This window comes from Nocardia sp. NPDC050412, from assembly GCF_044458825.1.
Lineage (GTDB): Bacteria > Actinomycetota > Actinomycetes > Mycobacteriales > Mycobacteriaceae > Nocardia.
Genome location: NZ_JBITIJ010000014.1, coordinates 153,616 through 180,298, shown reverse-complemented (window position 1 = coordinate 180,298; position 26,683 = coordinate 153,616). Strand labels below are relative to the sequence as shown.

Below are 26,683 nucleotides of genomic sequence, written 5' to 3'. Positions count from 1 at the left end.
GTTGGAGCGGCGGCGCTCACGGAACCTGTTTCCGTTGCGCCGCCGCCCCAACCCGAGATGCTCGACAGGCATCATGCAGGTTAGGGGCGAGGACCTTGCGGCTCGAGTGATCCGATACGTGCCGGTCCACGAACTTCTCGTGATCGCGCGGTGGTTCGATGGAGTGATGACGCCGTGGCGGAAGTTCCAGGTGAATTCGGCACCAGCGCGCGGGACCGCGAGTCGCGTGCTGTTCCGGTTCACGCTGGGGCGGCGCGAGGTCGTTGTTCGCCAGACTGTCATCGAGTCCAGTGGGACAAGCGGCTGGCACTACCACGACGGCACGCTGTTCGTGCTGGTTGCCCGCGGCACCCTCGACCATCCCGGTGGCGACTGTGTCCCGGTCACCTACCGGCGCGGCCGAATCTTCCGGGAGCCCAGCGGCCCGTCCTATCCCCATGTGGCACGCAATCTCGGGACGACCCCGGTGACCCTGTTCGTGCTGTACTCGAACCCCGTCGGTAGCCCGCTGTCACATCACGTCGACCCGCCTGAATGCGCCGACCAATAGCGTTCGAACCGACTTGTCCGGTGCTCGCAGCAGCAGCTGGCGCGCGATCGGATTGTCGTGGTATCTGACAGGTATCATGCAGGTTATGGCGATGACCTTGCGACTCGATGACGACGACGACCGCATGCTGACCGAGGAAGCCGCGCGCACCGGCCGCTCCAAGCAAGAGATCGCGAAGGAAGCGATACATCTGCATCTCACCGCGAACCAGGAAGTGTTCGAGGCGATGCTGGCCCGCACCATGAACCGGCACGCCGAATTGCAGGAACGGCTCGCGTGATCCGATATCTGACGGTCCACGAACTCCTACTGATCGCGCGGGCCGTGAACCGCGGTACCGACGCGATTCGGGATTACGGATTGCTCGCCTCTGCCGCCGCACGTCCGTCCACCACGGTGTTCGGCGTCGATCCGTATCCGGAATTGCTCGAAAAGGCCGCAGCATTGCTGCATTCGCTTGCTCGCAATCGTGCCCTGATCGACGGCAACAAACGCACCGCGTTCCTGGCGGCGGCCCTCATGCTCGAACGTAACGGAGTCATGCTGGCCGCCCTCCCGGACGAACAGGAGCCGATCATGATCGCCGTCGCAGTCGGGGACATGGACGTGCCGGAGATCGCCGAGCACCTCCGGAAATGGCGCGAATAGCAACGCACACGACGTCGCGACGGGGTCTGGTCGCGACCGCGTGTCAGTTGGTCGGGGCGCAGGCGTCGCGTAACGAGCACGCGCCGCAGGAGGAACCGCAGCCGCCGGTCTCTTGTGCGGGAACCAACGACTCGACCGCGCGAGCTGCGGCATTCGCGCCCGCGCCAAGGGTGAACAGTGCCACGGTGGCTGTCACCACCGCCACGATCAAAGCCGGGAAACCACCTGCGGCGAGTGCGACGAGACCGCCCGCGAAGAGTAGTGCGCCCGCGGCCAGGGAGGTGGGGGCGGCGACGCGGTTGGCGATGCGGAAGGTTTCCTCGTCGTGCAGTGCCGCCTCGGTGTGCACCCCGATGAAGCGGTTGCGTGGCAGCCGCCCGGTCAGTCCGAGCACGCCGGTTGCGATGGCAACCATGGCCAGCACGAACAGGGTGAGAGCGACGACGAACACCCAACGAGGCTAGCGCACCGCCGCGACGCCGAATCCAGCCCGCCCGATTTTCGGTGTATAAGCCCGGACGTTCTACCCTGATAGGCACATCTATGACGGGGATCGGCGAGAACAAGAAGGCAGGACCGTGGCGGACACTCGTGCAACCGAAAGCGATGTACCGGAGCACAGGTACAGCGCGGGCCTCGCCGGCCGCATCGAGCGCCGGTGGCAGCAGACCTGGGATGAGCGCGGGACCTTCCACGCGCCGAACCCGGTAGGCCCGCTCGCGGGTGCGACCCCGGCGGACAAGCTGTTCGTCCAGGACATGTTCCCGTACCCCTCCGGCGCGGGTCTGCATGTCGGGCATCCGCTCGGCTACATCGCCACCGACGTCTTCGCGCGCTATCACCGGATGCACGGCCGCAATGTGCTGCACGCGCTGGGCTATGACGCATTCGGTCTGCCCGCCGAACAGTACGCGGTGCAGACCGGTGCGCATCCGCGCCAGACCACCGAATCGAATATCGCCACCATGCAGCGTCAGCTGGACCGGCTGGGTCTCGGCCACGATCGTCGGCGGTCGTTCGCGACCACCGACCCGGAGTTCTACAAGTGGACGCAGTGGATCTTCCTGCGCATTTACAACGCTTGGTACGACCAGGATTTGGAACGCGCCCGGCCGATCGCGGAACTGCGGGCACAGTTCGATTCGGGTGCGCGCCCGACGCCCGACGGCCGCGATTGGCAGGATCTGACCGCGGCCGAACGCGCCGAGGTGCTGGACTCGTATCGCCTGGTGTACCAAACGGATTCGGTGGTCAACTGGTGTCCGGGGCTGGGCACGGTGCTGTCCAATGAAGAGGTCACCGCCGACGGTCGCAGTGAACGCGGCAACTTCCCGGTATTCCGGAAGCGGCTGTGGCAGTGGATGATGCGCATCACCGCCTACTCCGACCGACTGGTCGACGATCTGGACCATCTGGACTGGCCGGAGAACGTAAAGGCCATGCAGCGCAACTGGATCGGTCGATCCCGTGGCGCGCAGGTGAAATTCGACGCCGACGGTCAGCAGATCGAGGTCTTCACCACGCGGCCGGACACCCTGTTCGGTTCCACCTATGTGGTGCTGGCTCCCGAGCACGAGCTGGTCGACAGACTGACGGCGCAGGCCTGGCCCGCAGGCGTCGATCCGCGCTGGACCTTCGAGGATGCCGGTGATCCTCGGGAAGCCGTTGCCGGGTACCGCAAGGCGATCGCGGCCAAATCGGATCTGGAGCGTCAGGAGAACAAGGAGAAGTCCGGCGTATTCCTGGGTTCCTATGCGACGAACCCGGTGAACGGCGCTCAGGTACCGATCTTCATCGCCGACTACGTGCTGGCCGGTTACGGCACCGGCGCGATCATGGCGGTGCCCGGGCACGATCAGCGCGACTGGGAGTTCGCCTCGGTCTTCGGTCTGCCGATTGTGGAAGTCATTTCCGGCGGGGATATTTCGGCCGCGGCCTACTCCGGTGACGGCGCGCTGGTGAACTCCGATTACCTGAACGGCCTGTCCATCGAGGAGGCCAAGGCCACGGTGATCGCCCGGCTGGAGGCCGACGGCCACGGCAAGGGCACCGTGCAGTACAAGCTGCGCGACTGGCTGTTCGCCCGCCAGCGCTACTGGGGTGAGCCGTTCCCGATCGTCTACGACGAGGACGGCGCACCGCACGCGCTGCCGGAATCCATGCTGCCGGTCGAACTTCCGGAGCTGGACGATTTCGCGCCGGTCACCTTCGATCCGAACGATGCCGACTCCGAACCGTCGCCGCCGCTGGCCAAGGCCATCGACTGGGTGAATGTCGAGCTGGATCTGGGCGATGGACCCAAGCAGTACCGCCGCGATACCAACGTCATGCCGAACTGGGCGGGCAGCTCCTGGTACCAGCTGCGCTACGCGGACCCGACGAATGCGGACGCGTTCTGCGCCAAGGAGAACGAGCAGTACTGGCTGGGCCCGCGCACCGCGGAGCACGGCCCCAACGATCCGGGCGGTGTCGACCTGTACGTCGGCGGTGTCGAACATGCGGTGCTGCACCTGCTGTACTCCCGGTTCTGGCAGAAGGTGCTGTTCGATCTGGGCGATGTGAGCAGTTCCGAGCCGTACCGTCGCCTGTTCAACCAGGGCTACATCCAGGCGCACGCCTACACCGACGCGCGCGGTGCGTATCTGCCCGCCGCCGAGATCATCGAGCGCGACGGCAAGCACTACTTCCCCGATCCCACGACCGGCATCGAGATCGAGGCGTTCCAGGAGTACGGCAAGATCGGCAAGTCGCTGAAGAACGCCATCTCGCCGGACGAGATGTGCGATATGTACGGCGCCGACACCTTCCGCTTCTACGAAATGTCGATGGGGCCGCTGGATACCTCGCGGCCATGGGCGACCAAGGATGTCGTCGGGGCGCACCGGTTCCTGCAGCGGGTCTGGCGACTGGTAGTCGACGAGGAGTCCGGCGCGATCCGGGTCACCGATGCGACGCCGTCGCAGGAGACGCTGCGTCTGCTGCACAAGACGATCGCGGGTGTAGACGACGATTACGCCGCACTGCGCGATAACACCGCGGGCGCCAAACTGATCGAGCTGACCAACCATCTGACCAAGAGCTACCCCGGCGGTGCACCGCGCGAGGTGGTGGAGCCGGTGGTGCTGATGCTGGCGCCGATGGCACCGCATATCGCCGAGGAACTGTGGGAACGGCTGGGACACAAGCAATCCCTGGCGCACGGTCCGTTCCCGGTGGCGGATCCGGCCCTGCTGGTCGATGAGTCGGTGGAGTATCCGATTCAGGTGAACGGCAAGGTGCGCAGCCGAATTCAGGTGCGCGCCGACGCCGATAACGCGACCATCGAGGCGACCGCGCTGGCCGATGAGAAGATCGCGGCCGTGCTGGGCGGGAATGCGCCGCGCAAGCTGATCGTGGTGCCGGGGCGGCTCGTCAATATCGTCGCGTAGGCGATAGAACCACCGCCGCGCACGGATTTACCCAGCATTTCGTGCGCGGCGCAGGTCCGTCAGTGTGGTGGCAGCAGGACACGATCGTATGGCGTGCCATCGACACCGAAGTTGTTCCACAGAAGTGACTTCGCCAACTTTCGTGCCGCGATGACTCCCGGCGCCAGCTATACCGCAATCATTCGGACCCGGTTACCACACAGCCGCCACATATCGTCGATATCGGATGTCACGATGGCGACCGGGCCAGGCTGACGCAGCGCCATTTCGGCGAGAGTCGCATCTATGGCGTACTTGTGGCCGTGCGGACCCGCCTGTTTCAGGAGTTCGGCGGCGGCCGTCGCGGCGGCCTGGTCCACCGGCCCGACGCGCACCCGGGACAGTGTCCATTGCAGTCGAGGCATATTCACCTTCGCATGGCTCACCTCGACAATCGTGTTGGCTCCGACTACCAGATCCGCGCCCATCTGGTGCAGCACCTGAATCTTCGCCAGCATCCCGCGATCCTGCCCCACCCACAGCGCGATTCCTCGACTGTCGAATACGACGGTCTCGAAGCGTTCTGTCACGCAGCGCTCGTCCTGGCATCGCCGCCGAATATTTCATCGCGAGCATTGGCGAGCTCTTGGTCGGTGAAGGCACCGTGCTTCTCCTGATACCCGCGCAGATCATCCGCGAGTAGTTCGTGGCGGAGTTGACGCGCCACCGCAGCCGCGATGTAGCCGGAGACGTTGTCGGTCCGCTGACGCAACTCCGCGACCTGCTCAGCTGGCAGGGTCACGGTGATCCTCTGGGTCGACGACATGACATAGGCACACCGCGATATGCAGGATCAGAACGGCCGGAGCACGATCTCGGTCGGATGGCCGTCGCGCGGTGTATCGATGGCCGAGCGCACGGTCCCCGCGACCGTCTGCGGACTCAGGAATTCCTCGGCGCGATACTCGCGCCCCTCACCCGCGATGATCTCGCGCTGCATATCGGTATCGATGCGGCCGGGATGGATCGAGGTCACCCGCAGCGTCGGTTCCTCCAACCGCAGCGCGTCACCGAACGCGCGCAATCCGAACTTGCTCGCCGCATAGGAGGCCCAGCCCGCATTCGCCCGCAAACCGGCGCCCGAATTGATCAGCACCACATGACCGTTGGCCGCACGCAGCGCGGACAGTAACAGTCTGGTCAGCTCGGCGACCGCAACCACGTTGGCTTCCAAGGTATTTCGCCACTGTTGCACCGAAGAATCAGCGATCGAACCCAGGTCGGCGATACCGGCATTGTGTACCAACACATCCAGGCGCTGAATCGACGAAACCGCTTCCGCCACTGCGGAATAGTCGGTCAACTCGACCGGCCATCCGGTGGCCCCGGGTAGTTCGCCTAATATCGCGCGCAGCGCCTCGGCCGAGCGGGCGCCGAGCAGCAGATCGTGGGTCGGTGCGAGTTCGCGGGCGATCGCGGCACCGAGCCCGCGGCTGGCACCGGTGATCAGCGCGGTCGGCTTCGGTGTGCTGGTCACGGCGGAGGTCATGCAGTCACCGTATCGGCCACCGAAACGGGCAGTAGCAATACCCGCGCGCGCGGCGATGGATGCATAAAGCGAATAAATGGAATTCACGGACGGGGCATGCAGAGTGAGATCCAGCGCACACCAGCTGGCCACCAGGGCGCACCAGGACGAGACACGAGTCACTGAACGGGCGTACTTGCGGGTGTCATCGCAAAATAGGGGGATGGCACACCCAGGTTTCACCCCAACACAGCTCGCGGCTCGCGCCGCCTATCTGCTACGGGGCAATGATCTGGGCACCATGACCACTGCCGCGCCCCGGCTGTACCCGCACATGTGGAGTTGGGACGCCGCCTTCGTGGCGGTCGGGCTCGCCCCGCTGAGCGTCGAGCGCGCTGTCATCGAACTGGACACCCTGCTCTCGGCGCAGTGGAAGAACGGGATGATTCCGCACATCGTCTTCGCCAATGGCGTGGACGGTTACTTCCCCGGCCCGGCCCGCTGGGAGTGCAAGAGGCTGGCCGCCAACGCCCCCGACGGTCCGGACACCTCCGGCATCACCCAGCCGCCTGTGCACGCCATCGCGGTGCAGCGCATCCTCGACCATTCCCGCCGTCACGGCCGCAGCACCAGGGCGGTGGCCGAGGAATTCCTGAATCGGCGCTGGCCGGATCTGGTGCGCTGGCATCGCTGGCTGGCCCATGCCCGCGACCCCAAGGAGAGCGGCCGGATCACGCTGTACCACGGCTGGGAATCCGGAATGGACAATTCGCCGCGCTGGGATCGGGCCTATGCGAATGTGACGCCCGGCGATCTGCCGCCGTATCAGCGCGAGGATCTGCTGGTCGTCTCGGATCCGTCGCAGCGGCCGAGCGATCGCGAATACGACCGTTATCTGTGGCTGGTCGAGCAGATGCGCCGCGCCGGATACGACGACTACCAGCTCGCCTCGACGATGAGCTTCGCGGTGGAGGATGTCTTCGTCACCGCCATCTTCGCGTTGGCGTGTGAGGTTCTGGCCAATATCGGCGAGGAGTACAAGCAGCCCCATGCCGATGTCCGCGAACTGCATTCGTGGGCGGATCGGTTCCGCGCGGGGGTGGTCGCGACCACCGATGCCCGCACGGGTGCGGCCAGGGATTTCGACGTGCGACTCGCGCGCTGGATCAGTACCGAAACCCTCTCGATGTTCGCCCCACTGCTGTGCGGCGGCCTGCCCCGCGACACCGAACGCAGCCTATTGCGCCTGTTCGAGGGACCGCGCTTCTGCGGCCACCCGGATCTGCGCTATGCCTTGCCGCCGTCCACCTCACCGGTCTCCAAGGACTTCCGCTCCCGCGAATACTGGCGTGGCCCGGTCTGGCCGGTGATGAGCTGGCTGTTCTCCTGGGTCTTCGCCCGCCGCGGCTGGGCCGAACGATCCTTCATGCTGCGCGCCGAAGGTCTGCGCCAAGCCAGCGACGGCAGCTTCGCCGAATACTACGAACCATTCACCGGCGAACCCCTCGGCAGCATGCAGCAGTCCTGGACCGCGGCCTCGGTCCTGGACTGGCTCGGCTAACGCATCCGGAACCGTTGGGGCCGCTGCTGATGTGAGCGGCGCAAGCGAGCAGTGAGTGAATACTGCGCAACTGTCACACATGTAACACTGGTCACACGAGTCCGTTGTCGCTATCGTCGAACAGCATGGATAGCACTCGCTGGAGATCCACTCGCACTGTGGCGTTGTCCGCGATCACGCTGGGCAGCATCCTGATGGCTACCTCGACGGGCACGGCAGTGGCCGAACCGAGCGGGCCCGATGTGTCGTCGTGGCAGCATGTCGACGGCCGGTTCATCGACTGGTTCGCGGTGCGCGGGGCGGGGCACGCTTTCGCCATGGTGAAGGCGACGGAGGGCGTGAATTACATCAATCCGTATTTCGTGCCGGACAGCCTTCTGATGCGGACGGCGGGAGTCGCGCGCGGGACGTATCACTACGCGCGACCGAACCTGCTGCCCGAGCCGCAGGCGGCGCTGTACGCGGCGGTCGTACTCGGACAGAACGGGCCGCTGGATCTGCCGCCGGTGCTCGATCTGGAGAATGCGGGCGGACTCGATCCGGCCGGGCTGATCAACTGGACGCATCGGTATCTGAATACCGTGCGGGCCCTGACCGGACGGGTGCCGATTATCTACACCTATCCCAATTTCTGGAAGACGGCCATGGCGAATACCAATGAATTCACCAGGTATCCGCTCTGGATCGCCGACTATCGCGGAAACGAACAACCCGAAGTACCGGGCGGCTGGCCGACCTGGACGTTCTGGCAGACCACCGACAGCGGCCGCATTCCCGGTATCGCGGGTGGCACCGATGTCAACGTATACAGCGGCGCCCAAGGCGATTTCGCGCGCTACGCCAATATGGACTGAACACAGCACGAAACCGCTACTCCCTGCAGGTTCGAGTAGCGGTTTCGTGTGTTGCGCGGGGAATCGACTGGGCCTACCCACCCCGCCGGCTGCCGCCCCTAGGTGCCGATTCGCCCGCCACCCTTCTTCCACACCGAGACAACGGCGGGTCTGGGCAGACTATCGCCCCCATCGGGCCAATGCGAGGCGGGCTTGTCCGCGGTCGCGTCGTCGCGCTCGCCCGGATGCTGGACACAAACGGTAACCCGCTGCTCCGATACGGTCGGACCGCAGGTCTCCGCGCCGAACGGGACAGTCAGGAATTGTTTGGTCTCACCGCGATTCGGACCGTCGAGCACCACCGAGAACAGTCCGTCATTGGCGCCGTTGGCGCGCGAGGCATCGGTGGAGATCCACAGATTGCCGTAATCGTCGAAGGCGAGATTGTCCGGTGCCGCGATCGGGCTGACCTTGGCCTTATCGAAACCGGCGAAGTAGGTGTCGGTGGTCTTCGGGTCACCGCACAGCATGAGGATATTCCAGGTGAAGGTGGTGCCCGCGTGATCGTCGTCCAGTTCGAGCACCTGCCCGAATTTATTGATATTGCGTGGATTCACCTCATCGATGGCGGGCTTGCCCTGCGCGCCGCGCTGCTCGTTGTAGGTCAGCGCGACATAGACCTTGCCGGACTTGGGATTCGCCTCGAAATCCTCGGGACGGTCCATCTTGGTCGCGCCGACCCTATCGGCAGCCAACCGGGTGAATACCGAAACCTCTTCGGCGGTGAAGCCGTCCACCTTCGAGGTTGCCGTACCGTCCGCACCGGTGACCAGCAGCGGAATCCATTGGCCGGTACCGGTGAAGCCCTTATCCGAGGGCACCGTGCCATTGCCGTCGATCTTGTCCGGGTGATCGCCGGTGAATTTCGCGACGTACAGCGTGCCCGCGTCCAGAATCGTCAGGTTGTGCCGCATGCTCGCCTGACCGTTGCCGGACTGCACCTTTCGCGACGAGACGAACTTGTACATGTAGTCGAAGCGCTCGTCATCGCCCATATAGGCGACAACAGTGCCATCCGCGGCGACGTGAATGGTCGCGGCCTCGTGCTTGAACCGGCCGAGCGCGGTGTGCTTGATCGGCGCGGCCGAGGCGTCCCACGGATTCACCTCGATGACCCAGCCGAATCGGTTGGCCTCATTGGGTTCCTTCGCCAGATCGAAGCGCGCCTCGTGCCGCTCCCACTTGCGCTCGGAGGCGCCGTTCGGGAAGCCGTAGCGCTTGAGCCTTGCCTTGGCGGCCTCGTCGGTGACCTGATCGCCGTTGGCGAAGTACTGGTTGATGTTCTCTTCACCGGAAAGTACCGTGCCCCAGGGCGTCAGGCCGCCGGAGCAATTGTTCAGGGTGCCGAGCACCTTGGCGCCGGACGGGTCGGCGCTCGTCTTCAGGAAGGTGCTGCCCGCGGCGGGGCCGGTCACCGTGAACTCGGTGGTGCCGGTAATGCGACGGTTGTACTTGCCGAATTCCGGTGTCAGCTTGCCGGTTCCGGAATCGCCCTTGACCTGGACCACCGAAAGACCGTGCGCGGCAATGGCGGTCTGATAGTGCTCGAGTGCGGGCTGTTCCTTGTTGTAACCCTTGAACATCTGCGGTTCGGTGGTGTACTCGTGATTCACCACCAGCAGGTAGGTATTCGCCTGGCCTTCGATGGGCAGTATTGCGGCGAAGTCGTTGTTGAAGCCGAACTGTTCGGCCTGCGCGGCCGCGGATTGGGCGTTGGCATCGAACTTCGGCGCGTCGGCGAATAGCGGGTCGCCCCAGCGGATCACGACATTGTGTTCGTAACCTTCCGGAATGACCAGTGCGTCATCGGAATTCGCCGCGACCGGTGCGAAGTTGGTACCAACCGGCACACCGTCGACCAGCGAGCCGCCCGTCGCCAATTCGACCTTGTCGTCATCACCGCAGGCCGCGAGCACACTGGCCGCGCCGACCGCGACCACCACCCCCGCACTGCCCTTCAACATGCCGCGCCGCGTCAGCGCCGCGCGCACCATATCGCCGAAGTATTCGTTCTCGGAGGTGTTCGGAACCTCGTGGAAGCAGGCGTTACCGCATTTGTACTGACAGGTGATGGCCGAGCGCTTCGGCTGGCCGTCCCGCTTCACGAACAGGGCAAGGGGCTTCGGTGTCACGACGAACTCCTGACTTTTGCTGACGGGCGCACGCTAAGCCGCTCAGGCGATCCACAGGAAACAGTCAGATGAACGTCCGACCAATTAGGTAACCCTCATTTGTGAAGCTACCGGAAAGCACGCGCCCGCTATCCTTACACCGACCGGCCGCTACCGCTTTTACCTGGTCGAATAGCCAATGTTCGGCCTAGCCGCGTATCGCGCTACTCATGCGCAACTCTCCTTCCAGGAGGAGTATCGGTACAAGGACATGAGGACCGATCCAGGAGTAGTGCGATGTCTTTATCCAGAGGAAGATCCCAGCTCAGCCCGCAGGCGCTGGACTATCTCGATTCGATTCTCGCGGGCGCGGTGGCCGAGGCCCGCGCCGTACTCGTCGACCACGACGGCACGGGTGAAGTGGGCGACGGTGGCTGCAACAGGTGTACCCACCCCACTTGTGTCGGCTTCATCCCGAGCGGTGGCGCGGTCTGCAAGCGTCCCACCTGCCAGCACAGCTTCTTCAGCCACCGCGTCTTCTGACGCACAAACAAATATTGCTCCCGTTCCTGGTGAACGAGAGCAACATTCGGTGCCGGGGCTACGCATTGACTTGCAGTGCGATCACGACCTCTTGTTCGTTCTCCGGCAGATAGTGGACCTGGATGATGCGACCGACCTGCACTTGGGCCACGCTGGCGGGCGGCAGGAACTTGTCCACACTCGTAGTGAAAGTCGTTCCGTCGGGCCGGGTCACGACCAGGCCGAGCTCGATCTTGGAATACCCGTTGCGAATCTCGCCGGGCACCGAAAGCGACTGCACGACGGCCTGAGCGGTAATGCCGCGCTCGGCGATATCGAGTTTGGCCTTGGTGGTGAAGCCCTTTCGGATCATGGATTCGTTCATGGCGCGCTGAGCTGCCGACATATCGCCGGAGCGGTCGACCTCGACCTTGTCGGTGCGATCGGGCAGATAGCGCACCGGCAGCACAACACCGGGCTGTAGTAGGGCGAGTTCGGTGAGCGGAACGATCATTTTGGCGTGCGAGTCGAAGATCTTGCCGTCGCCGCCCTCGACGCTGAAGTCGATGCGGATCTGCGGCTGATCATTGACGGTCAGACCGGTCTGCCGGAAGGACTTGATGGTGCCGATACCGACCGAACCATCGCGGAAAGCCGAGCTGTTGTTGCCGGTGAAGGCCGCCAGGATGCCCGCGCCGGTAAAGGCGAAGACGATCGGGACGATGGTCAGGGCGATGATCGGGAGCGCCATCTGCGGTCCGACCCAGGCGAGCGTGCCGTCGTCGAAGGGGCCATAGCTGGTGTAGGTGAGGCCGTGCCAGAGGTAGTAGCCGATCGAGAGGACGAGGAACGCGGCGGCGAGCGAGCGGGCGATGTTTTTCATGGTTTTCCCTTGGGTGTGAAGAGGTTTGCCCCGCTCACGCCCCTCATATCAAGGGGCGTGAGCGAGCGAAGGGTCAGCCGCCGACCACGGTCGAGCAGGCGAAGGTGATGTCGAATTTCGAGCTTTTCGGGCTTGCGGTCGGATTGGTGAGGTCGGGTGCGCCGACGCCCTCACCGCTGACCTTGTAGGTGTTGCCGTCCTTGACGACCTTGGCCGAACCGCCGGGCATGCCGTTGCCGAAGCCGAGGGCATAGGGCAGGCCGTTCGCGCCGCCCTTGCTGCCCGCGACCGCGACAGCCTGGACGTTGTCGGAGCCGGTGATGGAGGCGCTGACACTCAGCGTGCCGTAGGTGGCGTTATTGGTGTCGCTGAGCGCGAGGGCGAGAGTGCCGCCCTGCTTGGCGCAGGTGGTCTCGAACTTGCCGTCGAGCGCCTTGCCGTCGACCGAGGCGCTCGACTTGCCCGATGCCGGCGCCGGGGCGGCCGAGGTGGCCGGATTGGCCGAGGTGGTCGGCGAGCTGCCCGAGTCGTCGCTGCATCCGGTAACGAAGAGGGCCAAAACGGCGGCCGAGGCGGTGAGAGCGGCGGCGGAGATGCGGACCGGCTTGCTGTTCATGATCTGTTCCTTTTGCTTCGTTCGGCTCCGGTGTTGGGCCGATACGAGAAAGGTAGGAATCGAACGCGCCCTACCGATCCCAGGTTTTTCGGAGTCTGAAACACGCAAAGTTCCGTTAACCTGGTCGAATGCGACGGCCGCGCGCGATGGTGCTGGACGAGGTTTGGCGCCGACTCGAGGGCGTCGAACCGCTCAGTGGACCGCACGGTGGGCCGCTGCGACGAACCGTGAAGCTCATCCTGGATCCGCTTGTCATTCGCCCGGTACAGCATCCGCTGTGCGCGGGCCCGATCCTGACCGCCGACGGTGCGGTCCTGCTCGCCACCCGAATCCATGCCGCCGCTGACGTGCTGCGCGCGACGGCAGCGTGGTTTTCGCTGCTCAAACAGGTCCGGCGGACGCTGCGGATCACCGAGGGCAATCCGCAGGATCTGTATTTCCAGCGTGCCTTCGAACTGGCCACCACCTCGGGTATGCCGGATCCGGACCGGGACCGGGCGACCGCCGAGGCGACACTGCGCGACGTGCACGAATTCGCGGCGGGCCGCACGACGCAAGCGCTCAAGGAGTACATGACCGCGAGTGCGCGGACTGCCGAACTCGGGTCGTTGATAGATATCGCATGGGGACGGCGACCGTTGGGCGGACCGACCGGCGAGCACGCCGAACTGTTCGCGGCGCTGCTCGATACATCCGCGGCACGCGACGGTCGCAGCGCCGACGGGCAGCGGACATTCGATGAGCTGGTCGCCGCCCGCGCCGGGACGCACGGCGGAATCCGACTATGGGACAACAGCTTCGAACCGACCGCACATCAACTCGGGTTGACCGCGGTGCCGGTTGCGCAGCCACCGGAGCTCGGTTCATCGGCCTCGAAGGCCAGCCTCGGGCTGCCGTTCGATCGCACTATCTACGAACGCGTATTCACCGTGCTGCAGGCGTCGAGTGACCGGGCCGAACTGCCGCCCATTCCGGAATTGGTGACCACGGAGATCGCCCGAAGTTGTTCGCCCTGGGCACTTTTGGATGAATCTCTGCGGGTCGCGGCGACGGCGGGGGCCGCGCTTGCGCTCGGGTTGCGACCGATCGCATTGCATGGCACGCAGTCGGCGGCGGCCGAAACCGCGGCACATCGGGTGATCAATAGCCGCTGGCAGCGGGAGGCATACGTGCTGCAGGCGCGGCGGCTCGCGGTGCGCACCGATGTCGAAATGCCCAGTGGCCCATTGACGGCTATTGCCACCGAACTGCGCACGCCGTGGCGGCCCTATTTGCGGCGACTGTGGGTGCGCCTGCACGGACGCGATGTCAGGGAGTTCGGCGTCTATGCGCCGGACGAGCTGTGGGATCTGCTCGATGGTGTGGCGCGCTCGGTCATGCTGGACCATCGCATGCGGGTCAAACAGGCACTGAGTGTGAGGTCCCTTGTCACCGAGCCGGATCCGGCGGAATCGAGGGCGAGCTGATGAGTGCGACCGTGCGGATCGAACCGGGCGGGGACGGGATCTGGATCATCGCGCCCGAGGGCGCGCCTACGGTGTTGGACGATGCCGTGGCAATAGACGTGCTGGTGCTCGAGGTGCTCGGCGGTCATCTGTCCTGGAGTCTGCTTGCCGGACAGACAATCCCGGCCGCGGTGATTGATGATGTCGAGCTCGCTCAGGACTGGCTGTGGGCGGTGTACGGCGAGCGGATCGCCGTTGCCATTGCCGACACTGAGAGCGGCGAAACCGAATTCGCCGACGTGGCCGAACCCGCGGTACCGGATCTGGTGGCCGCCGCCTGGCGGCTCGGGTTCGCTTATTGGGCGGCGCGCTGGTGGCCCGCATCGACGATCGACGGCATCACGCCGCTCGACGACCAGCTGCTCGACCAGGAAATCACCGCATTGCGCGCGGAGTGCGAAATGCTCATCGATGACGATGAGCAGGCGCCCGACCACGAGACAGCACCCACCGATATTGCCGTCTCAGCCGGAATATCCGCTCGTGCAGAAGATTACGCGCTCGCTGCGGGTGGCGGATCCGGCGACCGTACGACCGGGGCGCTGTCGATCGGTCGAGGCACCGGTGGATGGGACTGGCGGCGGTGCCCACCGGGGGTTGTCGACGCCTCCGAGCGGGCGGTGTCTTGGGAATCGACACGAAATTCGGGCACCACGACGGTCCGCGTTACCGCGGTTGCCGCGCCCCAACTCGGTTCGGCCGCACCGGCACACCTGCACCCGCGTGCGTTCATCACCACGCCCGTCGGTACTGCGGAAGCCGAGCTGAACCTGATCGGCGATCTGTGGACCGGCGCGGCCACCACGCCCTCGGATTCCGTCTCGACGGTGGATGTCTATGTGCCCGGTGTCGGCGCACCCGGTGCACCCGAGTTGGGCGGTCCGGAGATCCGGCGACAGATTCGTGAGTTCGCGGCCGCCCGATTGCGACGGGCGACCGTGGCAGACGATGCCGTCGACGCGCCCTTGCTGGCCGAAATCGCGGCCGCCGCATCTGATTCGGACTTCTGATGCCCGCCGATGACGGTCGCGAACTGCTCGCCGATGGAGCAGCCGCCTATCAGCGCGGCGATGTCGGCGAGGCCAGGCGGCTGTTCGAGGAAATCGCCCGGACGAGCACGGATGGCTTGCGGATCAGCGCGCTGGTCAATGCCGCGAGCATGTGTGATGAACTGGGCGATCATGCCGGGGCGATCGTCATGTTTCGCGAGGCGCTCGCGGAGATGCCCGCGGACGCGATCGAAAAGCGGCCCGCCGCACTGATCAACCTCTCCCAGGCGCTGCAGCACGTCGGCGATCTCGACGGTGCGCAGGAGGCGCTGGAGCAGGCGCGGGCGCTGCTCGCCGAACACGATGACGAGAGTATGCAGCGGGTGGCCTGTCTGCTTTCGCTGACCGCAGTGGCATTTCATCGCCAGAACTGGGCTTATGCCATCGAACTCGCCACCGAATCCCTGGATGCGGCAGTGCGTTTCGCTCCGCACCTGACCGGACATCCGCTTTCTACACTCGGCGGTATCTACTTCGAGACCGGACGGCGCGAACTCGCCGTCGACTTCATGGGACAGGCGCTGGCCGCCTTCGATGCCGCCGGTGATCGCAATGCCGTCGCCGAGACGGAACAGAATCTGGCCGTCATGTACGTCAGGTTGGATCGGTTCGACGAGGCGGAACAGCCGTTGCGTTCCAGCCAGGAGTACTTCGAGCGTGCCGAACTCGGATATCGGGCGGGCGTCGGGCTGAAGACCATGGGCTTTCTCGCCGAGGGTCGTGGCGATACCGCTGCGGCGCATCAGCTCTATCGCCGCAGCCTCGACTATTTCCTTGCGTCCGGTGCGGTGCTCGATGCCGCCGATGTGCGAGTTCGTCTGGCGACCGTGGCGTACTGGAACGGGCAATACGACGAGGGGGAAGCCCTCATCGGTGCGGCGTTCGCCGCCTATGCCGAGCGCGGTCTCGGATTGCACTGTGCCCAAATCGATTTCTGGCATGCCGCGCTGTTGGAGTCGGTGATCGAGGCGGCCGAAAAGCCGGATGCCGAGCTATTGGGGCGGGCGGTCGATCTCGCGGTATCGTCGGCGCTGGCCATCGACGCCGTACGATACACCCTGCCCAATGGCAATCAGCGCGAGAAATGGAATCGCCAGATCGCCGATCCGGCAATGCGGATGGCATTTCGGTTCGCCTATCTGTCCGGCAATGGTCCGTTGATCGTGGACCTCATCGAAACACAATGCGCGGGTACGACATTGGATATCGCCGGATCCGCGGTCGCTGCGCCGCCGCGCCTGCCGCTCGAATTATTCGATCCACCGGCTGCGGTGGCGCAGCCCACGGTGCAGGTCGGGACCGGGTCGCAGAGTGGTTCGGCACCGCAGCTGGGCACAGCTCTGGCCTCGGTCGCGGCGAGCGCGGGGCTGCCGGTGGCGCCGCCGCCGCGAGTGGCCGTCGCACCGGACGGACATATCGCATTGGGCGCGTATATCGAGGCCGCCGAGCGGCGGTACGGGCATTCGGTACGGGACAGCCGGGTGTTGCCCGCATGACCATTTCCGAACAACCGACCGTCATTGTTCGGATGGCGGATGCCGGCGATCTGTACATGTCGTGGCGCTGGTTGGGCGATGAATACGCCCAGGGTGCGAGCATGCTGCCCGGGGATGCGATCACCGATGCCGTCGAGCAGTTCGTGCGGGCGCTGCCGAATCCGGCGGTGCCCGGGGGGCTCGAACGCGCGATGACCACCGGCACATTCGCCTCCTATGATGCGGAATATCTTGTTGCGCGGTCACTTTCGCGCGCCTTGTTGCCCTATGGTCTTGCCGCACAGTTGTACGACCTGCATGTACGCGGTGTACGCCCACATATTCGGCTGCAACCCTCGCCCCGGGTAGCTCAGATCCCCTGGGAAATCATCGCTCCCGATCCCGAGCTGCGGCTGGTGGATATCGCCGATGTCAGCCTGCTCGCCCCGGCCAGCATTGTGCACGGTCCGGACCGCACGGCCCGGGCTTGGTCCGAGACGGGCTCCTTGCCAGTGGTGGCGGTACTGGACCCACGCGTTCCCGGGTTCCGCGCCGATTCCGCGCTCGGCTCCGTCCTCGGCCGAATGGACCCGAAAGCCCCACTCGCGCAACGGGTTGCCGCGTATTCCCGCGAAGGCAGACTATTGCCCGCGGTCGACGATCCGATCGACGCATTCCGCCGCACCGATATCGATCGACGCTGGTTGAGCGCAGCGCTGCGCGGCGGTGCCAGCCGCCTGACCTATGTGGGACATGTGACCGCCGCGGCCCCCGAATCCGGCCAGAGCGAAGCCTCCGAACTACACCTGGCCTGCGATGCCGAATCCATTGGCTTCGCCACTCCCATCCGAGCCCACCGCCCCCTCTCGGCCAAGGACCTACTACTCGGCACCCACACCCTGACTACCGAACCCGTTGCCGGACCTCAACTCTGGCCCATTCCGAGCCGAGTCGCCTTGATCGCCTGCGAAAGCGGCGGCGATATGCGCTTCAGCGAGGCCCTCGGTCTGGTCGCCGCCATGATCAACGGCGGCGCCGAACTGGTCACCGCCAGCCGCTGGCCCCTGCCCACCGACCTGGCCTTCCAACGCCTCGCCGGCGCACCCCCCGAGGCCCACCCCCTCCAAGACGCCATCTGCGCCATCGACGCCGCCCACGAACACCCGGACCCGGTGACCGCCCTCGCCAACTGGCAACGCTCTCGCCTCACCGCCTGGCGCACCACCCGCGCCATCGAACACTCCCCCCTCCTCTGGTCCGCCTTCGCCACCGTCCGCACCTGACGGCCGGACGGCCGGTTATGCGTCGGATCGCTTCGACACGACGACCCGCCGAAAAAATCTACAGCGGCAACAGTAGACATTCCACGCAGTGTGCGGTAACTTCTGTGACGTCGGAAGAGAAGGAAGTATCCAAACGGCACGGGAGATGATGAACTGCCCGTGATGGTAAGACGGCGGACGCGGACGCAGGACCAGCAGGTACGACGGTCCCACCGCTCGCCGGGCAGGAAGATGAAGTTGCACGGAAAGATGAAGTAATCCCGTGAGTAGAGAGGAGGCATTGCCCGTCGGGTCACCCGCGAAGATATGCAGTTGGGGTGATCGCCGACGTCTCGGTTACATGTCGGAAGACGAAGTAATTCCCCCTTTCAGTGCCCCGGCGCCGCAGGCGCCGGGGCACTTCGGCGTATGGAGGCATCACGATTTCTGAACCAACGACCGCGAACGAGAAGTTCGACGATGACGACTACCCCGCTTACACCATGGGCCGGGCCGCGGATTTGCTCGGCACCACCCAAGCATTTCTGCGCAGCCTGGACGAAGCGGAACTGATCACCCCGCAACGCTCCACCGGCGGGCACCGCCGCTACTCCCGCTACCAACTGCGTATCGCCGCACGCGCCCGCGAACTCATCGACCAAGGCACCCCCCTGGAAGCAGCGTGCCGCATCATCATCCTCGAAGACCAGCTCAGCGAAGCACTCGAACTCAACGCCAAACTCACCCAGCAGGACTGACCAGTCTTTGCCACCTTCGGCCGGGAAAGGCCCCGGTGGCAGTCCGTGCCGGATCAGTCACTATCGGGCCGGGGCTGAGTTCGGCCACCCGATTTTGACGCCATCGCGGTCCTTGACCTCCCCATCGGGTCACGAGTTGCGCCACCAGTAGCAGTGCGCGCCCGCCCGAATGGTCGGGCCACGGATCCACGCCGTCAGCTGAGTCCGGTCATCCGCCGGGGGAGAGCCGGCTTGCCCCTCCCCATCGGACGCTTCCCCGGCTTGGCGAGATCATCATGAGCCTGCACCAGGTACAGGATGCAACCCGAGACTTCCGATCCACTCCCGTTGGCGGGAACCTGCAGCGGTTTTCGGACTCAGGACCGGTGAGCCAGGAGGTGTTGCATGAGGAGGCGGGTGAGGGATTCGGGGGCTTCTTCGGGGAGCCAGTGGGAGGTGTCTTCGAGCATTTCGAAGCGGTAGGGGGCGGTGACGTGACTTGAGGTAGCCAGGGCGGCGGTGGGGGCGATGGTGGGGTCTTCAGTGCCCCAGATGTAGAGGGTGGGGACGGTGATCGAGGCGGTCGGACCCGCGAGCGGAAAGGCTCGGTACCAGTTGAGGGCCGCGGTGAGGGCATCCGGGCGGGTGAGGCGGTAGATGTAGTCGTCGATGCGTTCCTCGGGAATCTTCCAGTCGAAGATCTTGCGGAGGGCGGCGGCATCGTCGGCGAGAAGGGCGCGCTCAGGGCTGCGAGGCTGGCGGAAGTAGGTGAAGTGCTGGGCTCGTTGGGCCTGGTCTTCGTCCTCGATCATGGCCTGTAGGAAGGCGGTGGGGTGCGGCTGCGATACGGCCGTCATGGTTCGGATTCGTGCCGGGTGGTCGGCCGCTACCGTCCAGGCGACGTGCGCGCCCAAGTCGTGGCCGACGAGATCGAAACGCTGCCAACCCAATTGGTCGGCGATGGCGATGACATCGGTGACCAACTCCTCGACCCGATAATCGGCGACATTTTCGGGACGCACATCCGACGAATAACCGCGCTGATCGGGCGCGATGACATGGCAGCCGCCGCCACCGAGCGCGGCCAGCTGGAACTCCCATGCGATGGCCGATTCCGGAAAGCCGTGCAACAGCATTACTTCGCGTCCACCGGGTTCGCCGCTGGTCAGGGCGTCGAAGGTGCCGAATTCGGTCGGGATCCTGGTTGCCTCGAGCACGCCCTCGACTTTAGAGGCCGGCACCGACCACAAACGCCGAACGCGGCATCGGGCAGCAACCGGCGAAGCCGGCGGGGTGGATAAGCACTGCCGATGCCGCGTTTTGCGGGGTTTGTCGATGGGATCCAATATTCAGCGGGCCTTGCGGATGCCGAGGTACTGCAAGGCCGCGAAACCTCCGACGGTGGCTGCCTGCATGACGGTCCAGATCGAGCCGACCAGGTTCAATTCGAGTGCGCCCTCGACGAGGGCGGCCAGGCTGACCACCACCCAGGCGGCATTACCAGCGGCAACCACGGCGGCGGCCTTGGTATTGACGGTCTTGGTCATGCCGACCAGGGCAACACCTATGCCGTAGAGGGTCAGAAATATTCCGATCGGGATGCCGATCTTGCTGTCCAAGCCGAGCAGGGATTCCAGCGGTCCCGAAAGTGCGAGGTAGGCAAGGCCGTTGACGGTGGTGACGACCGAGTCCAGTCGCAGCGAAGTGCGCAGCAGGTTCTGACCGGGGGCGAGCAGGGTGGACATGTAGGTGGGGGCACTGGTGGTCATGACGGTATTTCCTTCTGGGGTAACGAGTTCGGACGACTAGGAGCCGCCGCCACCGGAAGCGCGGTGGCTGCGGCGGGGTCGGTCGGGCGGGGTCAGGCGGCGGCCGGAACCCTGTCCAGGAAGCCGTAGACGTTGGCGATACGCCCGTCCTCGATGACCGCGACGTCGAAGCCGACGACGACGGCGGGGGCGTCGACGGGGCCGAGTTCCCAGGTGAAGCGCACCTGGTTGTGGTGGGCGTCGACCGGTCCGGCGAGGGTGAACACCCAACCCGGGAACTGGGCCTGCACACCCGCGATGGCGGCATCCAGTTGGTCGTGTCCGGCGACCGCCGCCAGCGGGTCGACGTAGCTGGCCTCGGGGGTGAACACGGCTTCGATTCCGGCTTTGCGGGCAGCCGCGTCGGTGGTGTTCCAAACTTCCAGGTACTGTGCGACGAGCTCGTTCATGATGGCCTCCTAGGCTTCTGATCTGCGGTTTCTCTGTCGTTCTTGCTGACAGGAACTACGTTATGAGCAGAGCCGGGGGTGCCGAATCAGTCATCTATAAGTACTTTTCGCCGACCTATACGTATGCGGTCAGCGGGTTAGAATTTGCGTCGAGGCGCCGAACAGAACGCACCGGTGGCGATTCGCCACCAGACGAAGGGGGCGATGGCCAGGCGTTCCGCGCCCGCCGGGCCGAGGTGCTCGGTCAGCGCGACGATCAGCCCCCGGCGGCAAGACGTATCTCGCCGCCGCCTCACAGGTCCAACATCATCTCGAATTCCAGTCGGGGATCATCCGGGGCGATCGCACCCGGCACCCCGGTCCGCAATCCGTGCCGCAGATACATCGATTTCGGGCGGCTTGCGACGAGCTGCGGCCGGGTTGGACCGGAGCGCGGCACGGTGGACTCAGTGGTCGTCGTAGTGGCCGTTGTGGGCGGCGTGGCGGTGGCCGTCGTGGAGATAGTCGACGTGGTCGCCGTGCTGGACGGCTTCGTGGCCGCAATTGGGGCCGTGGGTGTGGTCGTGGCCCGCGTGTTCGGTGTGGCCGGCGGGTTCGCATTCGTCCCAGTGACCGTTGTGTTCACGGTGCAGGTGGCCGCCGTGGGCATAGTCGGTGTGGTCACCGTGCGGGACTTCGGTATGGCCGCAGCCGGGGCCGTGGGTGTGCTGGTGTTCGGAGTGCTCGGGATGCGCTGTGGTCATCGGACATCCTCGTTCCATTGCTGGATATGCGGCGCCTAGCGTGGCGACACATTAACAGGTGCGCATCTATCAACTTTACTAGAGATGTGCTGGGCGTCACAGAACCTGCGAGAGGAAGCGCTGCAGTCGCGGGGTCCGCGGGTTGTCGAACAGGGCATCGGGTGTGCCGGTCTCCACCACCTGACCAGCGTCCATGAACAACACACTGTCGGAGACGCTACGAGCGAAACCCATTTCGTGGGTCACCACGATCATCGACATCCCCTGGGTAGCCAGATCCGCCATCACCGCGAGAATGCCCTTCACCAGCTCCGGATCCAGCGCTGAGGTGGCCTCGTCGAAGAACATGATCTCCGGCTGCATGGCCAGCGCACGGGCGATCGCCACCCGCTGCTGCTGCCCACCGGATAGATTCGCCGGCCGCGAATCGGCCTTCTCGGCCAAGCCGACCACCTCGAGCTGCTCGACGGCCAACGCCCGAGCGGCATCCTTGGACAGACCGCGCAACTTACGCGGCCCGAGCGCCACATTGTCCGCGACCGTCTTGTGCGGGAACAGGTTGAAGTGCTGGAACACCATCCCGATGCGTTGACGCAACTTATCCGGATCCTCGGTGAGCACCGACTTGCCGTCCAACAGCACATCACCCTGATCGGGTTCGTGCAGCCGGTTCAGCACCCGCAGCAACGTCGACTTGCCGGACCCGGACGGCCCGATGACGGTGGTTGTCTTACCCGCGTCGACATGGATATCGACGCCGCGCAGCACATGGTTGTGGCCCAGCGTCAGATGCAGACCGGTTCCGGTGAGAGAGGAACTCATTACCCGCGCCCTTCCGTGATCGTGGCCGCCTCGACCTGGTCGATGGGCTGGTCGGGTCGGCCGGTGCGCATCCGGTGGTCGATATAGTTCACCAGGTGCGTCAGCGGGATGGTCAGCAGCAGGTAGACCAGACCGGCGGCCACCAGCGGGGAAAGATTTCCGGTCTGCGCGTTGAGATCTCGGCCGACCGCGAACAGCTCGCGCTGGGTCGCGAGCAGTCCGAGGAAGTAGATCAGCGAGGAATCCTTGACCAGCGCGATGAACTGGTTCATCAGCGCGGGCAGTACCCGGCGCACACCCTGCGGGATCACCACCAGCGTCATGGCCTGGCGGTAGCCGAAGCCGATGGCGCGCGCGGCCTCGAGCTGCCCCGCCTCCACGGATTGGATGCCGGAGCGGAAGATCTCACCGATATAGGCCGAGGCCAGCAACGCCAGCGCGATCGCGCCGAGCCAATACGGATTGTTGCCGGTGATATTGCGAACGACAGGACCGATGCCGAGTCCGATTATCAGGATGATCACCACCGCGGGCAGGCCACGGAAGATATCGGTGTAAACCCTTGCGGGCCAACGCAACCAGCGCGTCCGGGAAATGCCCGCGACCGCGAGCAGCATGCCGAGGATGGTGCCGAGCACACCCGAGACCACCGCCAAGATCAAGGTGTTCGGCAGGCCGGTCTTGAACAGATCGGGAAATGCCTTGCGGTACAGCGACCAGTCGAAGAACGTCTCCTTCAACTGCTGCGTTGTCGATTTCGGCGCGTTCTGTCCGCTGTCGGTGGTCTTCTTCTCCGCGGCAATGGCTGCGAAGTCCGGAAGTTGCGGTGCCGGTGCGGCTTTCGAACCGGGCTGCCAACCGGGCGGCAACTGCCTCGGCACCCAGTCGGCGTAGAGCTTGGCGTAGGTGCCATCGGCGATCACGGCGTCGAGACCACTGTTGAGCGCGTCGATCAGCGGCTGATTGTTCTTGGCGATCGCGTAGCCGACGAAATTGTCCAGGCTGAAGGTGTTCTGGATGATCGTGGTGCCGTCACCCGACTTCACCTGCCCCTCGGCCTGCGCCGACGGCGCGACCCAGGCATCGACCTGACCGGACTTGAGATTCGCGTACGCGGTGGCGTAATCCGGGAACTTCACCGGATCCAGATGCAGTTGGTTGACCACGTAATCGTCCTGCACCGTGCCCTGCACGACGGCGATCCGGTTACCGCGGCCCAGATCCGAAAAGCCCTTGATGGCACTGCCATTGGGGACAACGAGCGAGAAGTACCCGAAGTCGTAACCGTTGGTGAACCCGACGCGTTCGCGCCGCTCCGCGGTGGTGGTGATATTCGACGAACCGACATCGAAGCGACCGCCGGAGACCTGCGAAAGCAGTGGTGCGAATTCGGTGCCCGAGAATTCCACCTGGAGACCGAGTTTCGCACCGATCGCCCGCAGCAGCTCATTGTCGAAGCCGGTGAACGAGCCCGCCGAGTTCAGGCAGATGCTCGGCGGTGCATCCGAGAGCGTGCCGACGGTGAGCTTGCCGGGCGTGATCAGCCGCAGCTTACTGGTATCGATCGCCGATACCGGCTGTGTGCTCGCGGTGGTGTACTTGTCCGCGCCCGCCGAGGACGCGGAGCCGAGGTTCGTCGGTGCGGCCGAGGCCGCGCTCAGTCCGGGCGGCGCGCATTGGTCTCGGTTGGAGGAACCGTCGCCGGAACCGCAGGCCGTGGCTGCGAAGCCGACGGCAAGCAGTAGCACGGCGATCAACGCACGAGACCGCACAGCGGGCAGACCAGCCATGGTGAGGAACCCTAGCGTCCAATTCAGCGCTAATAGGTAGCTACCCCGTGGCGCACGCACTCGGGTGAACCGCGCACTCGCGCCCTACAGCCGCCAGGCGTGCGCGGACGCGCCACCGTAACCCGATCCCGGAATTCGGATCACGGTGATTCGAACCCGATCGCCGACCGGCGTTACGCCGCCGACGGAGCACGATTCTCGAGATCGGACCGGGTCAGGCCAGCCCTCTGACCGGCTCCGGATTGACCTCATCCCGCCAACGAATCGCCCGCTCGACCTCACTCAGATCGAACTTCGGCCCGCTCACCCCGATGGTGAACAGATTCACCCCGGCCTCGACGAACCTCGACGCCCGCTCCGCGCCCGGCCATTGCACCGAGCGCTCGATCTTCGCCTGATCGGTGCCGACATCCGTGCAGTGGTCGGTGAGCACCTTGTTCTTGTGCGCGAGCGCGTCGAGGTCGGCGAAGGTGTGCCAGATATCGGCGTACTGCGCCACCAGCCGCAGCGTCTTCTTCTCGCCACCGCCGCCGATCAGGATCGGGATATCGCGCGTCGGCTGCGGGTTCAGCTTCTTCAGCCGGGCGGTGAGCCGGGCCATATTCGCCTTCAGCAGCGCGAGCCGGGTTCCCGCCGTGCCGAATTCGTAGCCGTATTCGTCGTAGTCCTTCTGGAACCATCCAGCGCCGATGCCGAGAATGAGTCGGCCATCGCTGATGTGATCGACAGTGCGCGCCATATCGGCGAGCAGATCGGGATTGCGGTAACCGCCGCCGGTGACCAACGCGCCGATCTCGATCCGTTCGGTCTGCTCGGCCCAGGCGCCGAGCATGGTCCAGCATTCGAAATGCGCGCCGTTGTGGTCGCCGCTGAGCGGATAGAAGTGATCCCAGTTGAAGGCGATATCGACGCCCGCGTCCTCCGCGCGCAGTACCGCATCGCGCAGGAGTCCATAGTCTGCGGCGTGCTGGGGCTGTAGCTGTACGCCGATTCGAACCGGTCGGGTCATGAGTCTGCTCCTCGTCGCTCGATCTGGTTCCCCGATCGAGGCTACCGGCGCGATCGCTCTTCGGGATTCGTTGCGCGAACTCGAGCGCATCGTGTGCGAAGCGAGCACATCCAGTAATATCGCCGGTCAACCCTTACTCGGATCGTCCGGCACGTTCCTGCCGGTGATGGGATGTGATTTGTCATGGCCACCGTGACCTTCGATAGCGCGACCCGGCTCTACCCCGGCACGTCCAAACCAGCCGTCGACAAGCTGAACCTCGAGATCGCCGACGGGGAATTCCTCGTTCTGGTCGGTCCGTCCGGCTGCGGTAAGTCGACCTCGTTGCGGATGCTCGCCGGACTCGAGGATGTCGACGACGGGCGCATTCTGATCGGCGCCAACGACGTCACCCATGCCGAACCCAAGGAACGCGATATCGCCATGGTGTTCCAGAACTACGCGCTCTACCCGCATATGACCGTCGCGGAGAATATGGGCTTCGCGCTCAAACTCGCCAAGGTCGCCAAGGCGGAGAAGCAGCGCCGGGTGCTGGAGGCGGCCAAACTGCTCGACCTCGAGCCATACCTGGATCGCAAGCCGAAGGCGCTGTCCGGCGGTCAGCGTCAGCGCGTCGCGATGGGCCGGGCGATCGTGCGGCAGCCGCAGGTATTCCTGATGGATGAGCCGCTGTCGAATCTGGACGCGAAGCTGCGGGTGCAGACCCGCACCCAGATCGCCCAGCTGCAGCGTCGCCTCGGCACCACCACCGTGTACGTCACGCACGACCAGGTCGAGGCGATGACCATGGGCGACCGGGTCGCGGTGCTCAAGGACGGGCTGCTACAGCAGTGCGCGACACCGCGCGATCTGTACCGGAATCCGGCGAATGTGTTCGTCGCCGGGTTCATGGGTTCGCCCGCGATGAACCTGTTCACGTTGCCGGTCGCCGACGGCGCGGTCGAACTCGGCGGCGCCACGCTGGCGGTGCCGCGATCGGTCGCCGATGCCGCCGAGGGTTCGGTGGTGGTCGGCGTCCGGCCAGAACACCTGGAACTCGGCGCGGCGCAGGACAAGTCGGGCATCCAGATGGAGGTCGACGTCGTCGAGGAGCTGGGCTCCGACGCGTACATCTACGGCCGCACCATCGCCGAGGGCCCCACGAACGGCGCTGGCGAAACCATTGTCGCCCGGGCAGATTGGCGCAACCCGCCGGAGAAGGGCACCCGGGTGCAGTTGACGGCCACACCGGAACACACCTACTTCTTCTCCGCCGTCGACGGCCGCCGCCTGTCCTGAGACCGCTGCGCGTGCACTTTCGCCAATCCGAAACTTCCTACCGGATGCCAGCGAAAGCGCACGCGCAGAAACGATT

General features: G+C 65.0%; 27 protein-coding genes. 13 read left to right on the top strand and 14 right to left on the bottom strand.

The window, feature by feature from the left end; all coding sequences use genetic code 11:
• Window positions 1-166: 166 nt before the first annotated feature.
• The 3 genes from ACIBI6_RS32610 to ACIBI6_RS32600 all read left to right on the top strand — a co-directional run bounded on the left by ACIBI6_RS32610 (window position 167) and on the right by ACIBI6_RS32600 (window position 1,198).
• Window positions 167-550 (top strand): cupin domain-containing protein, encoded by a 384-nt coding sequence (locus ACIBI6_RS32610; protein WP_364348610.1) that lies wholly within the window; start codon window positions 167-169, stop codon window positions 548-550.
• Between the two features lie 85 nt (window positions 551-635).
• Window positions 636-830 carry a ribbon-helix-helix protein, CopG family gene (locus ACIBI6_RS32605; RefSeq protein ID WP_364348613.1) on the top strand — a complete coding sequence of 65 codons (195 nt, stop codon included), beginning with the start codon at window positions 636-638 and terminating at the stop codon, window positions 828-830.
• The gene (locus ACIBI6_RS32600; RefSeq protein ID WP_396958807.1) at window positions 827-1,198 is read left to right on the top strand and encodes a type II toxin-antitoxin system death-on-curing family toxin; all 372 of its coding nucleotides are present in this window, start codon (window positions 827-829) and stop codon (window positions 1,196-1,198) included. The genes ACIBI6_RS32605 and ACIBI6_RS32600 overlap by 4 nt, the downstream gene beginning before the upstream one ends.
• A 43-nt stretch (window positions 1,199-1,241) precedes the next feature.
• Here ACIBI6_RS32600 and ACIBI6_RS32595 read toward each other — a convergent pair whose 3' ends face one another.
• Window positions 1,242-1,649 carry an SdpI family protein gene (locus tag ACIBI6_RS32595; RefSeq protein ID WP_364348616.1) on the bottom strand — a complete coding sequence of 136 codons (408 nt, stop codon included), beginning with the start codon at window positions 1,647-1,649 and terminating at the stop codon, window positions 1,242-1,244.
• Window positions 1,650-1,776: 127 nt separating this feature from the next.
• Here ACIBI6_RS32595 and leuS point away from each other — a divergent pair, with 127 nt between their 5' ends.
• Window positions 1,777-4,626 carry a leucine--tRNA ligase gene (gene leuS, locus ACIBI6_RS32590; protein WP_364348619.1) on the top strand — a complete coding sequence of 950 codons (2,850 nt, stop codon included), beginning with the start codon at window positions 1,777-1,779 and terminating at the stop codon, window positions 4,624-4,626.
• Between the two features lie 167 nt (window positions 4,627-4,793).
• On the opposite strand, the gene ACIBI6_RS32585 is transcribed toward leuS, so the two are convergent.
• From ACIBI6_RS32585 to ACIBI6_RS32575, 3 genes are read right to left on the bottom strand one after another with little or no spacing between them, the layout of a single operon-like run.
• Window positions 4,794-5,195 carry a DNA-binding protein gene (locus ACIBI6_RS32585; RefSeq protein WP_364348622.1) on the bottom strand — a complete coding sequence of 134 codons (402 nt, stop codon included), beginning with the start codon at window positions 5,193-5,195 and terminating at the stop codon, window positions 4,794-4,796.
• Window positions 5,192-5,407, bottom strand: a complete 216-nt coding sequence (locus ACIBI6_RS32580) for a hypothetical protein (protein WP_364348625.1) — start codon at window positions 5,405-5,407, stop codon at window positions 5,192-5,194. Before ACIBI6_RS32580 ends, ACIBI6_RS32585 begins: the two co-directional genes overlap by 4 nt.
• Before the next feature lie 51 nt (window positions 5,408-5,458).
• On the bottom strand, window positions 5,459-6,154 hold the full coding sequence (locus ACIBI6_RS32575) for an SDR family oxidoreductase (RefSeq protein WP_364348628.1): 696 nt from the start codon (window positions 6,152-6,154) through the stop codon (window positions 5,459-5,461).
• A gap of 202 nt (window positions 6,155-6,356) precedes the next feature.
• On the opposite strand from ACIBI6_RS32575, the gene ACIBI6_RS32570 reads away from it, so the two are divergent.
• Both ACIBI6_RS32570 and ACIBI6_RS32565 read left to right on the top strand, forming a co-directional pair.
• Window positions 6,357-7,694 (top strand): MGH1-like glycoside hydrolase domain-containing protein, encoded by a 1,338-nt coding sequence (locus ACIBI6_RS32570; protein WP_364348631.1) that lies wholly within the window; start codon window positions 6,357-6,359, stop codon window positions 7,692-7,694.
• Between the two features lie 194 nt (window positions 7,695-7,888).
• Entirely contained in the window at window positions 7,889-8,548 is a 660-nt protein-coding gene (locus ACIBI6_RS32565; RefSeq protein ID WP_364349076.1) for a glycoside hydrolase family 25 protein, read from the top strand.
• Between the two features lie 98 nt (window positions 8,549-8,646).
• Here ACIBI6_RS32565 and ACIBI6_RS32560 read toward each other — a convergent pair whose 3' ends face one another.
• Window positions 8,647-10,719, bottom strand: a complete 2,073-nt coding sequence (locus ACIBI6_RS32560; RefSeq protein ID WP_364348634.1) for a PhoX family phosphatase — start codon at window positions 10,717-10,719, stop codon at window positions 8,647-8,649.
• A gap of 276 nt (window positions 10,720-10,995) precedes the next feature.
• Here ACIBI6_RS32560 and ACIBI6_RS32555 point away from each other — a divergent pair, with 276 nt between their 5' ends.
• The gene (locus tag ACIBI6_RS32555; RefSeq protein ID WP_364348637.1) at window positions 10,996-11,241 is read left to right on the top strand and encodes a hypothetical protein; all 246 of its coding nucleotides are present in this window, start codon (window positions 10,996-10,998) and stop codon (window positions 11,239-11,241) included.
• Window positions 11,242-11,299: 58 nt separating this feature from the next.
• Here the strand turns inward: ACIBI6_RS32555 and ACIBI6_RS32550 are convergent, their stop codons facing one another.
• Entirely contained in the window at window positions 11,300-12,103 is an 804-nt protein-coding gene (locus tag ACIBI6_RS32550; RefSeq protein ID WP_364348640.1) for a hypothetical protein, read from the bottom strand.
• A gap of 73 nt (window positions 12,104-12,176) precedes the next feature.
• Window positions 12,177-12,719 (bottom strand): lipoprotein LpqH, encoded by a 543-nt coding sequence (locus ACIBI6_RS32545; protein ID WP_364348643.1) that lies wholly within the window; start codon window positions 12,717-12,719, stop codon window positions 12,177-12,179.
• Window positions 12,720-12,865: 146 nt separating this feature from the next.
• Between ACIBI6_RS32545 and ACIBI6_RS32540 the strand changes: the two genes are divergently transcribed.
• The 5 genes from ACIBI6_RS32540 (at window position 12,866) to ACIBI6_RS32520 (ending at window position 18,768) form a co-directional block, all read left to right on the top strand.
• Window positions 12,866-14,185: a hypothetical protein gene (locus tag ACIBI6_RS32540; RefSeq protein WP_396958826.1), complete on the top strand. Its 1,320-nt coding sequence runs from the start codon at window positions 12,866-12,868 to the stop codon at window positions 14,183-14,185.
• Window positions 14,185-15,234: a hypothetical protein gene (locus ACIBI6_RS32535; RefSeq protein WP_396958806.1), complete on the top strand. Its 1,050-nt coding sequence runs from the start codon at window positions 14,185-14,187 to the stop codon at window positions 15,232-15,234. The genes ACIBI6_RS32540 and ACIBI6_RS32535 overlap by 1 nt, the downstream gene beginning before the upstream one ends.
• Entirely contained in the window at window positions 15,234-16,769 is a 1,536-nt protein-coding gene (locus ACIBI6_RS32530; RefSeq protein WP_396958805.1) for a tetratricopeptide repeat protein, read from the top strand. The genes ACIBI6_RS32535 and ACIBI6_RS32530 overlap by 1 nt, the downstream gene beginning before the upstream one ends.
• A complete protein-coding gene (locus ACIBI6_RS32525; RefSeq protein WP_396958804.1) occupies window positions 16,766-18,031 on the top strand; it encodes a CHAT domain-containing protein in 1,266 nt (421 codons plus the stop codon). Before ACIBI6_RS32530 ends, ACIBI6_RS32525 begins: the two co-directional genes overlap by 4 nt.
• Window positions 18,032-18,513: 482 nt before the next feature.
• Window positions 18,514-18,768: a MerR family transcriptional regulator gene (locus ACIBI6_RS32520; RefSeq protein WP_364348655.1), complete on the top strand. Its 255-nt coding sequence runs from the start codon at window positions 18,514-18,516 to the stop codon at window positions 18,766-18,768.
• Between the two features lie 356 nt (window positions 18,769-19,124).
• Here ACIBI6_RS32520 and ACIBI6_RS32515 read toward each other — a convergent pair whose 3' ends face one another.
• The 7 genes from ACIBI6_RS32515 to ACIBI6_RS32485 form a co-directional block, all read right to left on the bottom strand.
• Window positions 19,125-19,964 (bottom strand): alpha/beta fold hydrolase, encoded by an 840-nt coding sequence (locus ACIBI6_RS32515; protein ID WP_396958803.1) that lies wholly within the window; start codon window positions 19,962-19,964, stop codon window positions 19,125-19,127.
• A gap of 132 nt (window positions 19,965-20,096) precedes the next feature.
• Window positions 20,097-20,516 (bottom strand): hypothetical protein, encoded by a 420-nt coding sequence (locus tag ACIBI6_RS32510; RefSeq protein WP_396958802.1) that lies wholly within the window; start codon window positions 20,514-20,516, stop codon window positions 20,097-20,099.
• A 92-nt stretch (window positions 20,517-20,608) separates the two neighbouring features.
• Window positions 20,609-20,965: a nuclear transport factor 2 family protein gene (locus tag ACIBI6_RS32505; RefSeq protein ID WP_396958801.1), complete on the bottom strand. Its 357-nt coding sequence runs from the start codon at window positions 20,963-20,965 to the stop codon at window positions 20,609-20,611.
• Window positions 20,966-21,411: 446 nt separating this feature from the next.
• A complete protein-coding gene (locus ACIBI6_RS32500; RefSeq protein WP_364348667.1) occupies window positions 21,412-21,708 on the bottom strand; it encodes a hypothetical protein in 297 nt (98 codons plus the stop codon).
• A 96-nt stretch (window positions 21,709-21,804) separates the two neighbouring features.
• Window positions 21,805-22,530, bottom strand: a complete 726-nt coding sequence (locus ACIBI6_RS32495; RefSeq protein ID WP_364348670.1) for an amino acid ABC transporter ATP-binding protein — start codon at window positions 22,528-22,530, stop codon at window positions 21,805-21,807.
• Window positions 22,530-24,320 carry an ABC transporter substrate-binding protein/permease gene (locus tag ACIBI6_RS32490; protein WP_396958800.1) on the bottom strand — a complete coding sequence of 597 codons (1,791 nt, stop codon included), beginning with the start codon at window positions 24,318-24,320 and terminating at the stop codon, window positions 22,530-22,532. Before ACIBI6_RS32490 ends, ACIBI6_RS32495 begins: the two co-directional genes overlap by 1 nt.
• A gap of 214 nt (window positions 24,321-24,534) precedes the next feature.
• On the bottom strand, window positions 24,535-25,329 hold the full coding sequence (locus tag ACIBI6_RS32485; protein WP_364348676.1) for an LLM class F420-dependent oxidoreductase: 795 nt from the start codon (window positions 25,327-25,329) through the stop codon (window positions 24,535-24,537).
• Between the two features lie 183 nt (window positions 25,330-25,512).
• Here ACIBI6_RS32485 and ACIBI6_RS32480 point away from each other — a divergent pair, with 183 nt between their 5' ends.
• Entirely contained in the window at window positions 25,513-26,607 is a 1,095-nt protein-coding gene (locus ACIBI6_RS32480; protein WP_364348679.1) for a sn-glycerol-3-phosphate ABC transporter ATP-binding protein UgpC, read from the top strand.
• Window positions 26,608-26,683: the final 76 nt, after the last annotated feature.

What these genes read in the sequence shown, in the direction of transcription:
- ACIBI6_RS32610 (WP_364348610.1), top strand. Translation starts at nt 167, where the DNA reads ATGACGCCGTGGCGGAAGTTCCAGGTGAATTCGGCACCAGCGCGCGGG.
- ACIBI6_RS32605 (WP_364348613.1), top strand. Translation starts at nt 636, where the DNA reads ATGGCGATGACCTTGCGACTCGATGACGACGACGACCGCATGCTGACC.
- ACIBI6_RS32575 (WP_364348628.1), bottom strand. Translation starts at nt 6,154, where the DNA reads ATGACCTCCGCCGTGACCAGCACACCGAAGCCGACCGCGCTGATCACC.
- ACIBI6_RS32570 (WP_364348631.1), top strand. Translation starts at nt 6,357, where the DNA reads ATGGCACACCCAGGTTTCACCCCAACACAGCTCGCGGCTCGCGCCGCC.
- ACIBI6_RS32565 (WP_364349076.1), top strand. Translation starts at nt 7,889, where the DNA reads ATGGCTACCTCGACGGGCACGGCAGTGGCCGAACCGAGCGGGCCCGAT.
- ACIBI6_RS32555 (WP_364348637.1), top strand. Translation starts at nt 10,996, where the DNA reads ATGTCTTTATCCAGAGGAAGATCCCAGCTCAGCCCGCAGGCGCTGGAC.
- ACIBI6_RS32550 (WP_364348640.1), bottom strand. Translation starts at nt 12,103, where the DNA reads ATGAAAAACATCGCCCGCTCGCTCGCCGCCGCGTTCCTCGTCCTCTCG.
- ACIBI6_RS32545 (WP_364348643.1), bottom strand. Translation starts at nt 12,719, where the DNA reads ATGAACAGCAAGCCGGTCCGCATCTCCGCCGCCGCTCTCACCGCCTCG.
- ACIBI6_RS32540 (WP_396958826.1), top strand. Translation starts at nt 12,866, where the DNA reads ATGGTGCTGGACGAGGTTTGGCGCCGACTCGAGGGCGTCGAACCGCTC.
- ACIBI6_RS32535 (WP_396958806.1), top strand. Translation starts at nt 14,185, where the DNA reads ATGAGTGCGACCGTGCGGATCGAACCGGGCGGGGACGGGATCTGGATC.
- ACIBI6_RS32530 (WP_396958805.1), top strand. Translation starts at nt 15,234, where the DNA reads ATGCCCGCCGATGACGGTCGCGAACTGCTCGCCGATGGAGCAGCCGCC.
- ACIBI6_RS32525 (WP_396958804.1), top strand. Translation starts at nt 16,766, where the DNA reads ATGACCATTTCCGAACAACCGACCGTCATTGTTCGGATGGCGGATGCC.
- ACIBI6_RS32520 (WP_364348655.1), top strand. Translation starts at nt 18,514, where the DNA reads ATGGGCCGGGCCGCGGATTTGCTCGGCACCACCCAAGCATTTCTGCGC.
- ACIBI6_RS32510 (WP_396958802.1), bottom strand. Translation starts at nt 20,516, where the DNA reads ATGACCACCAGTGCCCCCACCTACATGTCCACCCTGCTCGCCCCCGGT.
- ACIBI6_RS32505 (WP_396958801.1), bottom strand. Translation starts at nt 20,965, where the DNA reads ATGAACGAGCTCGTCGCACAGTACCTGGAAGTTTGGAACACCACCGAC.
- ACIBI6_RS32500 (WP_364348667.1), bottom strand. Translation starts at nt 21,708, where the DNA reads ATGACCACAGCGCATCCCGAGCACTCCGAACACCAGCACACCCACGGC.
- ACIBI6_RS32495 (WP_364348670.1), bottom strand. Translation starts at nt 22,530, where the DNA reads ATGAGTTCCTCTCTCACCGGAACCGGTCTGCATCTGACGCTGGGCCAC.
- ACIBI6_RS32490 (WP_396958800.1), bottom strand. Translation starts at nt 24,320, where the DNA reads ATGGCTGGTCTGCCCGCTGTGCGGTCTCGTGCGTTGATCGCCGTGCTA.
- ACIBI6_RS32485 (WP_364348676.1), bottom strand. Translation starts at nt 25,329, where the DNA reads ATGACCCGACCGGTTCGAATCGGCGTACAGCTACAGCCCCAGCACGCC.
- ACIBI6_RS32480 (WP_364348679.1), top strand. Translation starts at nt 25,513, where the DNA reads ATGGCCACCGTGACCTTCGATAGCGCGACCCGGCTCTACCCCGGCACG.